10 protein-coding genes and 3 tRNA genes are annotated in these 15,844 nt (G+C 54.8%); 6 read left to right on the top strand and 7 right to left on the bottom strand.

The window, feature by feature from the left end; genetic code table 11:
- Positions 1-96: 96 nt before the first annotated feature.
- Positions 97-324, bottom strand: coding sequence for a YgdI/YgdR family lipoprotein (locus OGV75_RS08375; protein ID WP_016154261.1), 228 nt, complete (start codon positions 322-324; stop codon positions 97-99).
- A 191-nt stretch (positions 325-515) separates the two neighbouring features.
- Between OGV75_RS08375 and csdA the strand changes: the two genes are divergently transcribed.
- Together csdA and csdE are read left to right on the top strand one after the other, a co-directional pair.
- Positions 516-1,721 carry a cysteine desulfurase CsdA gene (gene csdA, locus OGV75_RS08370; protein WP_200011415.1) on the top strand — a complete coding sequence of 402 codons (1,206 nt, stop codon included), beginning with the start codon at positions 516-518 and terminating at the stop codon, positions 1,719-1,721.
- Entirely contained in the window at positions 1,721-2,164 is a 444-nt protein-coding gene (gene csdE, locus OGV75_RS08365; protein WP_047357912.1) for a cysteine desulfurase sulfur acceptor subunit CsdE, read from the top strand. Before csdA ends, csdE begins: the two co-directional genes overlap by 1 nt.
- 47 nt (positions 2,165-2,211) lie before the next feature.
- On the opposite strand, the gene tcdA is transcribed toward csdE, so the two are convergent.
- Together tcdA and mltA are read right to left on the bottom strand one after the other, a co-directional pair.
- Positions 2,212-3,018, bottom strand: a complete 807-nt coding sequence (gene tcdA, locus OGV75_RS08360) for a tRNA cyclic N6-threonylcarbamoyladenosine(37) synthase TcdA (RefSeq protein ID WP_286480538.1) — start codon at positions 3,016-3,018, stop codon at positions 2,212-2,214.
- Between the two features lie 39 nt (positions 3,019-3,057).
- Positions 3,058-4,155, bottom strand: a complete 1,098-nt coding sequence (gene mltA, locus OGV75_RS08355) for a murein transglycosylase A (protein ID WP_019077597.1) — start codon at positions 4,153-4,155, stop codon at positions 3,058-3,060.
- 205 nt (positions 4,156-4,360) lie between these two features.
- Between mltA and OGV75_RS08350 the strand changes: the two genes are divergently transcribed.
- The 3 genes from OGV75_RS08350 to OGV75_RS08340 all read left to right on the top strand — a co-directional run bounded on the left by OGV75_RS08350 (position 4,361) and on the right by OGV75_RS08340 (position 4,659).
- Positions 4,361-4,437 (top strand) — tRNA-Met (locus OGV75_RS08350).
- Between the two features lie 34 nt (positions 4,438-4,471).
- A tRNA-Met gene (locus tag OGV75_RS08345) sits at positions 4,472-4,548 on the top strand.
- Between the two features lie 34 nt (positions 4,549-4,582).
- Positions 4,583-4,659, top strand: a tRNA-Met gene (locus OGV75_RS08340).
- A 74-nt stretch (positions 4,660-4,733) separates the two neighbouring features.
- Here OGV75_RS08340 and amiC read toward each other — a convergent pair.
- Positions 4,734-5,987: an N-acetylmuramoyl-L-alanine amidase AmiC gene (gene amiC, locus OGV75_RS08335; RefSeq protein WP_016154266.1), complete on the bottom strand. Its 1,254-nt coding sequence runs from the start codon at positions 5,985-5,987 to the stop codon at positions 4,734-4,736.
- A 235-nt stretch (positions 5,988-6,222) separates the two neighbouring features.
- On the opposite strand from amiC, the gene argA reads away from it, so the two are divergent.
- Positions 6,223-7,554, top strand: coding sequence for an amino-acid N-acetyltransferase (gene argA / locus OGV75_RS08330; RefSeq protein ID WP_008785703.1), 1,332 nt, complete (start codon positions 6,223-6,225; stop codon positions 7,552-7,554).
- A gap of 46 nt (positions 7,555-7,600) precedes the next feature.
- Here the strand turns inward: argA and recD are convergent, their stop codons facing one another.
- From recD to ptrA, 3 genes are read right to left on the bottom strand one after another with little or no spacing between them, the layout of a single operon-like run.
- Positions 7,601-9,421, bottom strand: coding sequence for an exodeoxyribonuclease V subunit alpha (gene recD / locus OGV75_RS08325; protein ID WP_210591866.1), 1,821 nt, complete (start codon positions 9,419-9,421; stop codon positions 7,601-7,603).
- Positions 9,418-12,963, bottom strand: coding sequence for an exodeoxyribonuclease V subunit beta (gene recB / locus OGV75_RS08320; protein ID WP_210591864.1), 3,546 nt, complete (start codon positions 12,961-12,963; stop codon positions 9,418-9,420). Before recB ends, recD begins: the two co-directional genes overlap by 4 nt.
- On the bottom strand, positions 12,956-15,844 hold the full coding sequence (ptrA, locus tag OGV75_RS08315; protein ID WP_286480537.1) for a pitrilysin: 2,889 nt from the start codon (positions 15,842-15,844) through the stop codon (positions 12,956-12,958). Before ptrA ends, recB begins: the two co-directional genes overlap by 8 nt.

Here is a 15,844-nt window from a genome sequence, read left to right as displayed (position 1 = left end):
TCCTGTACATTTACCCTGTCTGTCCATAGTGATTAATGTAGCACCGCCAAATTGCGGTGCTTTTTTTTGTCCGACTCTTTGTCGATGGACGACCGGTTAGTTATCCAATTCTACCATCTCTTTCACATCGGTACGGTTAATCTGCTGTTTGTTGCCGTTAGCGTCTTTATACGAAATCATCCCCGTTTCATTGTCGGTCTGTGGCTTACCATCAGATACGATTGATCGACCATCATTGGTGTGCATCACGTAATTCGAACCAGAACAGGCGCTCAGGGCAAAAGTCAGCATACAAGCAGAGATAATTGCGGCAGTCTTTTTCATCTTTTTCTCCTTAAAGCGATTTATGCTATTAAAAACACACTCCGTAACAGGCTAAATTGCTCGCCTAACGGTATATAGCATAAGACACTGCGTGGACTTTGCCAGGATATCCAGAGTATTCCGATGGTTAGCCCCCCCTTGTATCAGCGCCCTTTTTGCGCCACGATCGGTTTACTGAACTGAGGAATACCATGAACGCTTTTAACCCCGCGCAGTTTCGCGCGCAATTTCCCGCACTCAACGATGCTGGCGTCTATCTCGACAGCGCTGCTACCGCACTGAAGCCGCAGGCAGTGATTGAGGCCACCCATCAGTTTTATAGCCTGAGCGCCGGGAACGTCCATCGCAGCCAGTTTGCCGAAGCCCAGCGCCTGACCGCACGCTATGAAGCCGCGCGGGAAAAAGTCGCAAGCCTGATTAATGCGCCGGATGACAAAACAATCGTCTGGACCCGCGGTACGACGGAAGCGATCAACATGGTTGCCCAAAGCTATGCGCGACCGCGCTTACAACCGGGTGATGAGATTATCGTTAGCGCAGCAGAGCATCATGCCAACCTCGTGCCCTGGCTGATGGTGGCGGAGCAAACGGGGGCGAAGGTCGTCAGGCTGCCGCTTAACGCCCATTTATTGCCAGACGTTGAAAGCCTCGCGCAACTCATCACTCCACACAGCCGCATTCTGGCGCTTGGGCAGATGTCGAACGTTACCGGCGGTTGCCCGGATTTAGCCCGCGCCATTACGCTCGCCCATGCGGCTGGAATGGTGGTGATGGTGGACGGCGCCCAGGGGATTGTCCATTTCCCCGCCGACGTACAGCAATTAGACATTGATTTCTATGCGTTCTCGGGCCACAAGCTGTATGGCCCCACCGGCATTGGCGTGCTGTACGGTAAACCGGAACTGCTGGATGCCATGTCTCCCTGGCTCGGTGGGGGTAAAATGATTAGCGAAGTCAGTTTTGACGGTTTCACCACCCAGGCTGCTCCATGGAAGCTGGAGGCCGGTACGCCTAACGTTGCTGGCGTTATCGGGCTAAGCGCGGCGCTCGAATGGCTGGCGGACGTTGACGTGGTGCAGGCCGAAAACTGGAGCCGGGGTCTGGCGACGTTGGCAGAAGATGCGCTGGCGAAACGCCCCGGCTTTCGCTCCTTCCGCTGCCAGGACTCCAGTCTGTTAGCCTTTGATTTCGCAGGCGTTCATCACAGCGACATGGTGACGCTGCTGGCCGAATATGGCATTGCACTGCGTGCAGGACAACACTGTGCGCAACCGCTGCTGGCAGAACTGGGCGTATCCGGGACGCTACGCGCCTCATTTGCACCTTATAATACGCAAAGTGATGTAGATGCGTTGGTCGCAGCCGTTGACCGCGCGCTGGAAATATTGGTGGATTAATGACAAGCCCTCTGTTCGCCGGACACCCGTTTGGCACAACCGTAACGGAAGAGACGTTACGCAATACCTTTACCTCGCTCACCCAGTGGGAAGATAAATATCGCCAGCTGATTCTGCTGGGTAAGCAGTTGCCAGCGCTTCCGGATTCGCTAAAGGCACAGGCCAAAGAGATCGCGGGCTGCGAAAACCGCGTTTGGCTGGGGCATACCCTTCATGAGAATGGTACTTTGCATTTCTTCGGCGACAGCGAAGGTCGCATTGTACGCGGGCTGCTGGCGGTATTACTCACGGCGGTCGAAGGTAAAACTGCAGCCGAGTTACTGGCGCATTCGCCTATGGCATTATTTGACGAGCTAGGTTTACGCGCGCAGCTCAGCGCCTCGCGTACCCAGGGGCTGCATGCTCTGAACGAGGCGATTCTTGAGGCTGCCCGACAGGTTTGATGGTTGCCGGATGGCGACGCGAACGCGCCTTATCCGGCACAACACACTCAACTCTGGCGCGCCGCTTTCGCCATCATCTTCTTCAGCGCATGTGAGACGGCAACAAAGCCAAAGGCGGCGGTCACCATAGTGGCCGCGCCAAAACCGGATGCGCAATCCATGCGCTTCGGCCCTTCCGCCGTCGCCTTCATCGCACATACCGAGCCATCTGCCTGCGGGTAAACCAGCGCTTCGGTCGAGAACACACAGTCCACGCCCAGCTTGCCTTTGCTGTTTTTCACCACACCAAAATCGCTTTTCAGTCGCTCGCGTAGCTTGGCTGCCAGCGGATCCTGGATAGTTTTTGCCAAATCAACGACCTGTATCTGCGTCGGGTCGATCTGCCCTCCCGCACCACCGGTGGTCACCAGCGGAATTTTGTTACGCCGACACCAGGCGATCAGTGCCGCTTTTGGGCGCACGCTATCAATCGCATCAATGACATACGAATAACCCGCACTCATATACTCAGCAACATTATCCGGCGTGACAAAATCATCGACTACGTTCACCCGGCACTCCGGGTTAATCTGGCGGATACGTTCAGCCATCACTTCAGCTTTTGCCAGGCCGACGTTATCGCGCAGAGCATGGATCTGGCGGTTAGTATTGGTGACGCACACATCATCCATATCGATGAGCGTGATGGCGCCAATACCGGTACGCGCCAGCGCTTCCGCCGCCCACGACCCTACCCCGCCAATCCCGACCACGCAAACGTGCGATTGGGCAAACAACTGCAGCGCATTTTCGCCATACAGACGCGCCGTACCGCCAAAACGCTGGCGCCAGGCATCACTGATAACCACAGACATAACACCTCAAATTCATTAATATCGAGCGCCATCCGGCTATTAACCGCTGAACACGTTACCCGTACCCGGCGCTGTTTTCAGTACCCAGACGCGACCGTAGTGATTATACCACCCCGCACGGTGTCCGGCGTCAGCACCAATGCCCTGATAGATATCGAAGTGTTGCCCTTTAATAGCGCCACCCACATCTAACGCCACCATCAGGCGCAGTTCGTACTGGCCGGTAAACTTGCCGTTATTGTCCAGTAACGGGACTTCCGCCAGCAATGTTGTGCCCGCCGGAATGATACTGCGGTCAGAAGCCACAGACGCGCGGCCAATCAACGGTACCGCGCTGGCCCCTTTGACCGGTGCAAAAGATTGCGGTTTAAAGAAGACAAACGATGGGTTCTGCTCCAACAGCTCACGCACTTCGGCTTCGCTGTGCGTTTCACCCCAATGGCGAATAGCCTGCATCGACATATCTTCTTTTTTCACTTCGCCACGGTCGATAAGCACTTTACCGATGCTGCGATAGGCGTGGCCGTTTTTCCCGGAATAGCTAAAGAAGTTAAGCGGACTGCCATCGCCAAAATCGATGTAACCACTGCCCTGCACATCCATAATGAAGTTATCCATTAGGGAGTTGCTGTACGCCAGAATGTAGTTGTCGCTCAGCGCGCCCGCGTAAATCTCGGCACGGCTTGGTAAGCGGCCACGTTTTGGCGGCATGCGATAGATAGGATACTGAAACTCGCCCTGGCGCGTATGGCGCGCCTGAATAACCGGCGTGTAGTAACCGGTAAACTGGACGTTACCGTAGTTGTCCGCCCCTTCCATTTGCCAGGCATCAATACCAAACTGGCGCATACTGCGCGTATCACCGCCCGCACGTAACCACTGCTGGATAGCGTTGTAAACGTTGCTCTGGTTGCCGTACAAACGTGGCGAAGCGCTGCGAATTTGATTAACCTGCTCGGCGAAATCACCGGCATTGATTGGTGCGCCAACCGCATCAGGCTGGTTCACCAGTGAGAAAGGCTGGGTAAATTTCCCGTCTTTATACTGCTGCCCACGATCGGTGGGTTTTGAGGAACACGCGGCGAGCATCGCGACGACTGCTCCCGCCAGAAGATATTTTGCCCAACGTCCTTTCATTGTTCTCGTCTTATGTTGCCTGAATGCGAGACGAAGATAACAAACCCCCGAACCTAATGAAATGCGTATACATACCCGAACGCAAATTTTGAGCAAAAAACAATCCAGAATGTGTTGTTTTTGTTCATTTTCACCTTAAAAACGTGATCAAGGTGAAAAAAGGGTTGCATGAAAATGCGAGCAGAGTATAGTGCGCATCCACGGACGCGGGGTGGAGCAGCTTGGTAGCTCGTCGGGCTCATAACCCGAAGGTCGTCAGTTCAAATCTGGCCCCCGCAACCAATTAAAATTTGATGAAATAAAAGCAGTACGGTGACGCGGGGTGGAGCAGCCTGGTAGCTCGTCGGGCTCATAACCCGAAGGTCGTCGGTTCAAATCCGGCCCCCGCAACCAATCAAATTTGATAAAATATAAAGCAGTACGGTGACGCGGGGTGGAGCAGCCTGGTAGCTCGTCGGGCTCATAACCCGAAGGTCGTCGGTTCAAATCCGGCCCCCGCAACCAACATTATAAACACCCTAAAGGGTGTTTTTTTGTATCTGTGGTCCATAAAAAAAGCGCTTTTCAGCGCTTTTTTGTTATCCCCTTCTCGCCAGCGTCGCACCATCGGCAAAGTAAGCTTTGATCCCCGCCAGAATCGACTCTGCAACTTCCTGCTGGAAGGTCGCAGTTTTGAGCTTGCGCTCTTCCTCAACGTTACTGATAAATGCGGTTTCCACCAGAATAGACGGAATATCCGGCGCTTTAAGTACCGCAAACCCGGCTTGTTCAACCTGGTTCTTATGCAGATTGTTGACTTTACCGAGCTTATTCAATACCGCTTTACCAAACTTCAGGCTGTCGGCGATGGTCAGCGATTGCACCATATCGAACATGGTATGGTCGACGTAGCGATCGCCGCTCTTGCTGACGCCGCCAATCAAATCCGAGGCGTTCTGAGTTTGCGCCAGATATTTCGCGGCGGTGCTGGTCGCCCCTTTGGTCGAGAGTGCAAACACCGACGAACCTCTGGGCTGTCGACTGGTAAATGCATCAGCGTGAATAGAGACAAACAGGTCTGCACGCTGCTTCTGCGCTTTCGCCACGCGGACTTTAAGCGGAATGAAGATATCTTCATTTCGCGTCATAAAGACCTTCATGTTGCCCTCTTTCTCTATGAGGGCTCGCAGGCGTCGGGCAATCTGCAGCACCACATCTTTTTCACGCGTCTTGTATTTCCCCACCGCACCGGAGTCCTCTCCGCCATGTCCTGGGTCGAGCATAATGACAATGGGACGATCGCGCCCCGCTTTACCCGGCTGCGGGCCACTTTGCGCAGGCGGCACCTGTTTGTCCAGATCGCCCTTGTTGTATTCTTCCAGCAACGCCAGCAGCGGATCCTGAACATCCTGGGCATTCGCGGGATAGAGATCCATCACCAGACGTTCTTTAAAGCCGGCCACCGGAGCCAGCGCAAAAAGTTGCGGCTTCACATTCTGTTTCAGCTCGAACACCATCCGCACGGTCTGTGGGTCAAACTGCCCGACGCGCGCCGATTTAATATACGGATCGTCAGGACGGATCTGCGCACCCATGCCCTTGAGCACCGAGTTCAAATTAACGCCTTCAATATCCACAACCACACGCTCAGGATTACTCAGGGCAAACTGTTTGTATTTCAGCAGACGGTTAGATTCTACCGTGACGCGGGTGTAGCTGGACGCTGGCCAGACACGTACGGCAACGACCTGACTCATGGCAGCCAGACCAACCTGGCTGACGCTCAAAAGCCACATAGCACCCGCACCTTTCAGTAAACGGCGGCGACTGATTGCTGAATTGGATCCCGACATGCTTCTCCCGAGCAAAAAGAAATCTTTATTGAGGTAATACGTAAAACGTCTGAATTGACCGGAAACTTTAGCGAATGACGCATAATCTGTCATCTATAAAAGGGTAAACATTCTTTTTATATTCACGGCATTACTGAGAAAAATCTTCGGCATGGGTAAAAATTACGCTTGCGCACAGCGCCAAAACAGAATAAAAATACACAAATTACGAATAATCATGCAATGAGGGTGTGCCGTGGTGAAGGAGCGTAGAACCGAACTGGTACAGGGATTCCGCCATTCTGTTCCCTATATCAATACCCATCGGGGAAAGACGTTTGTCATTATGCTGGGCGGCGAAGCCATCGAGCATGAAAACTTTTCCAGTATCGTCAATGACATTGGCCTTCTTCATAGCCTCGGCATCCGCCTTGTCGTGGTCTATGGCGCACGACCGCAGATTGATGCCAATCTTGCGGCGCATCATCATGAACCGGTGTACCACAAGAATACGCGCGTTACCGACGCTAAAACCCTGGAGCTGGTCAAACAGGCGGCAGGGTTACTTCAGCTTGATATTACCGCCCGCCTGTCAATGAGCCTGAATAATACGCCATTGCAGGGGGCGCACATCAATGTGGTCAGCGGTAATTTTATTATCTCCCAGCCGCTGGGCGTTGATGACGGCGTGGATTACTGCCATAGCGGACGTATTCGTCGTATTGATGAAGATGCCATTCACCGGCAGTTAGACAGTGGCGCGATTGTGCTGATGGGCCCGGTCGCCGTTTCCGTCACCGGTGAGAGCTTTAACCTGACTTCAGAAGAGGTCGCCACGCAGTTGGCTATCAAACTGAAGGCAGAGAAAATGATCGGCTTTTGCTCCTCTCAGGGCGTCACCAACGATGATGGCGATATTATTTCCGAGCTGTTTCCTAACGAAGCCCAGGCGCGCGTTGAGTTGCAGGAAGAGAAAGGCGATTACAGCTCCGGCACAGTGCGCTTCCTGCGTGGGGCAGTGAAAGCCTGTCGCAGTGGGGTACGGCGCTGCCATCTGATCAGCTATCAGGAAGATGGCGCATTGCTGCAGGAACTGTTCTCCCGTGACGGGATCGGTACGCAGATCGTAATGGAAAGCGCCGAGCAGATCCGCCGCGCTACCATTAACGATATCGGCGGGATTCTGGAGCTGATCCGCCCGCTGGAGCAACAAGGCATTCTGGTACGTCGCTCCCGCGAACAACTGGAAATGGAGATCGACAAATTCACGATTATTCAGCGCGATAACCTGACCATCGCCTGCGCCGCTCTGTACCCTTTCCCGGAGGAGAGAATTGGCGAAATGGCGTGCGTGGCGGTGCATCCGGACTACCGTAGCTCATCGCGCGGGGAAGTATTGCTGGAGCGGATCGCCGCGCAGGCCCGGCAAATGGGACTGAGCAAACTGTTCGTGCTGACCACGCGCAGCATTCACTGGTTCCAGGAACGTGGTTTCACGCCGGTGGATATCGACCTGCTGCCGGAAAGCAAGAAAGAGATGTACAACTATCAGCGGCGGTCAAAGGTGCTGATGGCGGATTTGGGGTAGTGGTCGTTGCCGGATGCGGTATAAATGCCTTATCCGGCAACGAATTTTATTGACTAAACAACGCCGACAATCCGCTGCGACGTTCGGTGCGGGTGGCAATGGCGTTACTTAATATCCGTTCATCGGCATACAGTGACAGACGCTGGCGCGCGCGGGTGACGGCGGTATAGACCAGCTCGCGGGTAACCACGGGTGAATGCTGGCTGGGTAAAATCAACGCCGCATGGTCAAACTCAGATCCCTGCGATTTGTGCACGGTCATCGCCCAGGTGGTTTCATGTTCAGGTAAGCGACTGGGCTGGACTGATTTGATAGAACCGTCCGGCAGCGCAAACCACACCCTCAGGCCCTGTCCACGATCGAGGGCAATGCCGATATCACCGTTAAATAATCCCAGCGAACTGTCATTGCGCGCGATCATCACCGGCCTTCCCTCATACCAGCGGCTATGCGTCGAACGATGAATTTTACGTTTTTGCGCCATCACCTGCTCAAGGCGTTCATTCAAACCACCCACGCCAAACGGGCCTTCACGCAGGGCACACAACAGCTGATACTCATTGAAGGCCTGAATGACGGCATCCGGCTCAGCGCCCTCGCGCAGTAAATCCAGATAGTGCCCATAACCCGCCAGCGCCTCATCCAACATCGCGGCGTAATCTTCGCTGCTATGTAGCGTGCGTTTTTCGATGTCGCTAAACCCCTGCTGGAAGACCGTTTTGAGCGCGGCTTTGTCACCACGATTAATCGCAGCAGCCAACTGACCGATTCCGGAATCGCTACCGAAACGGTAACTCTTTTGCAGCAGACACAAACTGTCGCGCAAAGCGGCGGCCTGAGTTCCCAGACCTGCCGGAATAGCGCTTCCGGTCAGACGACTGAGCTGGCGGGCGCGTTCCGGGGTAAACCCGTCACCGACGAAAGCACAGATATCCCCCAGCACCGCCCCCGCTTCGACGGAAGCGAGCTGGTCACGATCGCCAAGAAAAATCACCCGCCCGTGCGGCGGCAGCGCATCGATAAGGCGCGACATCATCGGCAAATCAATCATCGAGGCTTCATCCACCACCAGCACATCCAGATGCAGCGGGTTTCCCGCATGATGGCGCAGGCGCTGACTGCCTGGCTGAGCGCCTAATAATCGATGCAACGTACTGGCGTCATCGGGAATGCGTTTCTTTTGCTCTTCGGTTAACGGCAGTTCTCGTAGCGCTGCACCCAGCGAGGCAGTCAGGCGCGCTGCCGCCTTTCCAGTAGGAGCCGCCAGACGAATACGGCAGCGTTCTCCCTCCGCCATCTGAATCAACGCCGCCAGAAGCCTCGCAACTGTTGTCGTTTTTCCGGTCCCCGGCCCGCCGGAGATCACCGATATACGACGGGTCAACGCCACCGCAGCGGCCACTTTTTGCCAGTTAACACCTTCCGCTGGTGGAAACAACGCCGCCAGCGTGTGGGTAAGCCGTTGTTCATCCACCTCAATGGCGTGGTTAACTTCACTGAAAAAGCGAGCCACCGCCCGTTCGTTATGCCACATCCGGTTCAGATACAAGCGATCGCCGTGCAGCACCAGCGGCGTGGGTTGCTCACCACGGCTTACCGCCCCGGAGGCCAGCAGACATTCCGTCCAGTCTTCTGGCTCCCCTACTTCAGCGAGCCAGGCGCTTAAAAGGGGATGGGCATCCTCGCTCAGGGATAACCGTGAAAGTGGTAAGCAGACGTGCCCTTCTCCTGCTTCACGACTAAGCAACGCCGCCGCCAGCGCAACGGCAGGGTTATCATTTCCGGCAACCGCCAGCGCAAACTGGGCATCCAGAGGCCGGAGCTGTTTTTGCTCCACAGCTTCCAGTAATCGTTTCTGGATTGTCATGACATCTCCTCCAGTGGCGCACCGACAAACATCTCGTCCATCAAGGCGATTAACTCCCCGTCAGGTCGGGTCGCGTAAATTCCCTGTTGCGGATTTTCACTGTCAATGCCACGCAAGAAGAGATAGATAACACCGCCAAAATGGCGTTCATAATCATAATCAGCAATGCGATGGCGCAAGTAGCGATGCAGCGCCAGGGTATAAAGTTGATACTGCAGGTCGTAGCGATGCGCCTGCATGGCAGAGGCCATCGCCTGCTGCGTATACGCTGAGCTGTCTTCCCCAAGCCAGTTCGATTTGTAATCGAGAAGGTAATAACGCCCCTGGTGGCGGAAAACCAGGTCAATAAATCCTTTCAGCATGCCGCGTACCTGCATAAATTCCAACGCAGGGCACCCCGCGGAGAGCGGATCGTATTGGCGAATTAACGCATCAAGTTGGCTGGCCATCAGCGGCTGCGAAATCGGCAGGTAAAACTCCATCTCCACCTGTTTTTCACGCGCGGAAAGATGGCTCAAACTCACGCCCGTCTCGTTGAGAGGCGCCTGCAAAATGGCATCCAGCCATTCGGTCAAAACCGGCGTCCAGTGCGCGTCATAACCGCCCAACGCCAGTTTTTCCTCGACCCAACGCGGATCTACCGGTTGAGTAAAGTCGAGATCTTCAAACAGGCTATGCAAGAATGTACCTGGCGAAGCGCCGCGCGGGAACTGATGCGGTGTAAGCCCTGACTCTTCAATAACCTCACCAACGCCTGCGGCATCAATATCCAGTCGCGGGATCAGATCCTGCGCGATTCCATGCCCACGCTGTTGCAGACCGGAATAACTGGTCACGCACCAGCTATCGCCGGGCGTACGCTGCAGTATTTTCGCACTCAGTTCGCAGCTAACAGCCTGCGCAACTTGCCAGGGTTCACCGTCAGGCTGCGCAGGCGTCTGGCAGGCAATATCGTCGCTACACAGCGCTTCAATCGCACTACGCAGACCCGCGGCATCCATCGGCTCACCTTTTTGCAACAGGCGACCAAGGGCGCTGTGATGTACATCGGTATCCCCTTTTTTATCGCCCCGACGTCGCACCAACGGCGCCACGCCAAGGCTGCAGTGCCATACCGAACGGGTTAGCGCGACATAGAGCAAACGCAGGTCTTCCGCCAGACGTTCCGCTTCAGCCAGCTCAACGCTCTCCTCGGCATCGTTGAGATCCAGCACGGCTTCAAAAGAGCTGCGATCGTGGTAGAAAGCCTGATCCTGGACGCGGAAATTCGTGATAAACGGCAGCCAGACCAGCGGATACTCCAGCCCTTTAGATTTATGGATAGTGACGATTTTGACCAGATGCTTGTCGCTTTCCAGCCTGAGCTGCTGGCTGGACGCGTTGCTGTCGGGTTCAAGAATATGCTGGGACAGCCAGCGCACCAGCGCATGCTCGCTTTCCAGCTGCGAGCCCGCTTCCTGCAACAGTTCGCTGATATGTAAAATATCGGTCAGGCGGCGTTCGCCCCCCGCCGTCGCCAGCAGGTTTTCCGCAATCTGGCGGGTTGTCATCAGCGCGCGCAGCATCGGCATCACGCCGCGTTTATGCCAGATCTGACGATAGCCATCAAACTCTTCGACCACCGCATCCCAGGCATTTTCGTCGTTATTTAAGGCTTCAAGATCCTGCGCATTCAGCCCCATCATTGAGGTCGCCAGCGCGCTACGCAGCGTGTTCTCACGCTCCGGCGTCATCACCGCCTGCAGCACCCACAGCAACTCCCGCGCTTCCAGCGTTTCAAATACGCTGTCACGGTTGGAAAGGTAGACGGAGGGAATTGCCAGCTGCGTCAGCGCATCACGGACCAGTGCCGCCTCCTGGCGGCTACGAACCAGTACGCTGATGTCCGATGCACGTACCAGACTGGATGTTTTACCACTGACCAGTTGCGCAGCGCCTGACTGCCCGGCCTTAAGCCAGTCGCGAATTTGCGTGGCGCACACCTGGGCCATGTAGTTCTGATAATCGCCTACGCCGCAGCTTTCCCCTTCCATCAGCCACATGCTCATGGCTGGCTGTGTCTCACCATGTAAAACAAACCGAAACGACTGGTTTTTTTCTGCAAATTTTACCGGGCTAAAGGGGATTTCGCGGAACATAAAGGCGTCATCCATCTGGCTGAAAAGCGTATTTACGCTATTGACCATGCCGGGGGCCGAACGCCAGTTGGTATCGAGCGTATAGTGTGCGCTGACCTCGCTGCGCGCCTTCATATAGGTGAAGATATCCGCGCCGCGAAACGCGTAAATCGCCTGTTTTGGGTCGCCAATCAGCAGCAGTGCGGTATCCGGCTGATGCTGCCAGATCCGGCGAAAAATACGGTACTGCTGCGGATCGGTATCCTGAAATTCATCGATCATCGCGACCGGAAAACGGGTACGGATAGCCGTCGCCAGCGCATCGCCGCTTTCACTGCGCAACGCCCCATCCAGACGGCTGAGCATATCGTCAAAGCCTAGCTCACCGCGGCGTCGTTTCTCCTCGGCAACCGCTGAACGGATCTCCGCCAGCGCCCGGGTGATCACCAGATCGCGGAGAGTTAACGGTTCGCTAAGCAGTTCATCAATAGCGACAAACAGCGGGTGCTGAGGGGTTATTCCGCCCGCTTTAGTGCGCTCTTCCAGAAAACGCTGTGAGAATTTCTCCAGCGCGTCAGGAAGCTGATAACTTTGGGTTTCTTCTTGCGCCCATGCGCTGATCTTTTCGATCCACTTACCCTGGTTACCACGGTTAAATTTACGCCGGTCGATCCCGGAGGCTTCCAGCAGGCCATCCAGCTCATCAACGGAATCACGCCATTGCTGCTTGATCTGGTTAATGCGCGCGAGAATTTGTTCGTGTCGGGAAGCCAGCGTTTCGTCATCAGACGGCGGAGCCTTGATGACCGGCGCTTCCCCCTGCAGATAGCGATCGATGTCTCTCAGCAGAGCCTGCGGTCCTTTCCACGTTTCAAAAATCACCTGCGCAATGTCGCGGGGTAGTGGATAGCAGTGTCGACGCCAGAAGTCCGCACAGGCCTGATAGCGCAGCAGCGATTCATCTTCTATCAGTTGCTGTTCGAACAGCATGCCTGATTCAAAGGCGTTGAGACTGAGCATACGCTGACAAAAGCCGTGGATGGTAAACACCGCCGCTTCATCCATCTGTCTTTCAGCCAATAGCAGCCACTGAGCGGCCTGTTTTTTATCGGCGATTTCATCTAACAAACGGGCATATAGCGGGTTGTCGGTTGTTTCACGCAGGCAGGCAATTCGCAGTTCATGAATGTTGCTACGAATTCGTCCGCGCAACTCTTCGGTGGCCGCCTCGGTGAAGGTGACCACGAGCAGTTCTTCAACGGTCAGAGGACGAGGAAAGGCGGCAGAGCCGCCCAGTCCAAGCAGTAAACGTAAATACAGGGCGGCGATGGTAAAGGTTTTACCGGTGCCCGCAGAGGCTTCAATCAGGCGCTCGCCCGTCAGGGGCAAGCGCAGTGGATCAAGGGACTCAGCGGCATCATTCATTCTTATCACTCATCAGGGGTAAGGTTTGCTGCAACGCGCTGACGGTCTGCCACACTTTCCAGCCTTCCGGGTGTACATATTCTGCTTTCCCGTTCTGACTGCCGGAAACCTGTGACAGTATCGCCATGCCTTGCGGCTCAACCACCGCCTGATGGAAGAAGTCGGCAAGTTTTTGCGGCGTCAGCAGTTTAATCTGAGCCACTATTTTATCACGTGAATCGAAGCGCATATTGCCGCGATCAAAATCTTTGCTTAACTGTGAGGCTTCTTCCCCCAGCGTTTGCGGCGCCTGCAGCATTTGCGCAATAATCGCCTGCTGAATTTGCGCAAACTCTTCAGGTTTCATCGCCCGCAGCTTCGCTTCCGCCGTCGGGAAAAACGCTTTATAACGCTCCCAAAGATAAGACGGCTGCTTATCATTGCTTTGCAGCAGGAACCCCATTCCCCACTGACGGCCGATACTCATCGGGAACGCAAATACAGCGTAGCCTAACTGCTCTTCAGTACGCAGTTGATTGTAGAACCACGGCTGAACAATCTGCCCTAACATGGCGCTGTAGGCTGAACTGGCGTATTCATCGTATCCGGTTGGCACAAATACCGCCGCCAGCGCGGAGTCCGTGCTACTGCCTGCTTTTTCAAAGATGGCAGACTGCTTCTTGTCCACAACCACATCTTTATTGCGACACCACTGTGACCCGTTAGCGTCAAGCTGTTGTTGGATATCCCGCGCCATGGTCGTCGCCTGAGCGGCGCTCATATTACCAATTACCAGGAATTCAGGCCGCGCACCGGTTTTTAAGGCGTCGCGGTACGCCATCACCTCTTTCAGGGTGATGGAAGGCAGTAGCTTACGGCGCTCATCGCGTGAGAAGTACGGCACCTGAGAAAGCATCTGCACTGGCATAATTGCCTGATCGTAGGCTTTACCCTTCTCTGCAGAATCCATCATCTGAGCATACCAGGATTTCGCCTGTTCCAGCTGTTCATCCGTTGAGGTGTAGCTGAAATAGCCGCTCAGCAGCGCCTGAAAAAGCTGCGGCAGACGTTGGGTATAGCCGTTGGCGTTAAGCATCAACCCATTGTTAGCGTTGGTAGAGAAACCAATTCCACCTACCGACGCCTGATTGCTTAACTGATCGAGCGCAATCCCCGCCAGGTAATCGTTAAGTGCGAATAATACCTGGTTGCGGGCGCTGTCCATGGCCTTCGGGTTACGCAGGATCACGCTGACGTCAGCCTTCGGCTCACTGGCAAAATACTGGCTCGGCGCATACACCACGCGTAGATCCGGCTCATCAACGATCAGTTCCGGGTGAGCGTATTTTTTATCCGTTTTAATCAGCGTGAAATCATCCGGAATGTAGGGGTTCAACTCCGGTAACGACAGCGCAATGCCCTGCGCTTTTTGCTGCCAGTCGGCAAAGGTTTTGTCGCTGATTTTATCCACCTGGTAAGGCGCATCGACAAAATAAGCGGTTTTATTATGCGGTTCTTTCGCACTGATATACCAGATACGCGCATTCTGTGGCGTCATCATTGCCAGGCGTTGCTCAACGGCTTTCACATCGTACTGGTCGGCAATATTCACCGCATCCAGCGTATGTTCGACAGGAACGCGGATCATGGTATCAGCCAGCCATTCCACGTAGTCCATATCACGGGTGATGGAGGGATAACGGAAATCGAGATCCAGTACGTGCGCCAGTTCGTCAAAATAGCGTTTATCGACGCCTTTATCGCGTAACAGATTGAGATAACTGAAAATTGCCGCAACAACTTCATCGCGGTTCGCCAGCCCTTTGTCGGTTAACGTCGCGGAAATGGCTAACACGCCGCTGTTCCCATTGACCACCGGATCGGAATCCGCACGAATACCTTCAACCAGTCCCTGCTTTTGCAGCCAGTCAGACAACGTGCCAGGGCTACGATTACCAATCAGATAGGTCACCAGCTCATCGGTTTTACTGCGGAACTGCGCGCTGTTGTTATCGATACGAAACTCGACGCGCAGTACTTTACGCGGCATTGCCGGAACATAGTGGATGATGACGCCCTTTTGCGCCTCGGTGACTACCGGTACGGTAATTTCAGGCTTTGCGATATTTCTGTTCGGTACGCGTCCAAAGGTGTCAGCAGCTATCCGCGCCAGCTCTGGCAGCGGCTTATTGCTATAAATCACCGCCTTCATCAGGTTCGCGGAGTAGTACTTTTCATGAAATTTTTGTAATGCCTGCACCACCGGGTTTCCCGGTTTATCGCTTAATGTCTCGAGATTTCCGCCGGAGAAACGCGAACCAGGGTGCGCCGGGTTGATGGTCTCAGCACTCACCTGCGCCATACGCATCCCGTCTCGGGTACGCGCCAGCGTCAGCTCGGAGTTAACCGCGTTACGCTCACGATCGGCATATTTTTTATCCAGCAACGGATCGGCAATAGCGTCCGCCAGGCGATCCACCGCCCCCACCAACGCGTCGTTTTCGACTTCAAGATAGAAGGCCGTACGGTAAGGCGCGGTGCTGGCATTGTGGCTGCCGCCGTGCATTTTCAGGAATTCAGCCAGACTGTCCGGCTGTGGGTATTTTTTCGAGCCCATCAGACACATGTGTTCGAGATAATGCGCCAGCCCCTGATGCTCGTCCGGATCTTCCAGCGAGCCCACGGGAACCACCAGTGCAGAAAGGGATTTCACGGCCTGAGGATCGGATACCAGCAACACGACCATGCCGTTATCAAGGCGCACGGCCTGATACTGGCGGGTGTCTTTATCGCTTTTACGGATGGTTTCAGCTAAAGGCTGCCAACCGGTATCTGCCTGACTTACGGGAACCCAAAGGGCGACGAACAACAGTAATGCGCTGAACCAGGTGCTGCGGGGCAT

Origin of the sequence: Citrobacter sp. Cb028 (assembly GCF_030336705.1) — a bacterium.
Classification (GTDB): Bacteria; Pseudomonadota; Gammaproteobacteria; order Enterobacterales; family Enterobacteriaceae; genus Citrobacter; species Citrobacter braakii.
This window is presented reverse-complemented; position numbering and strand designations above follow the sequence as displayed.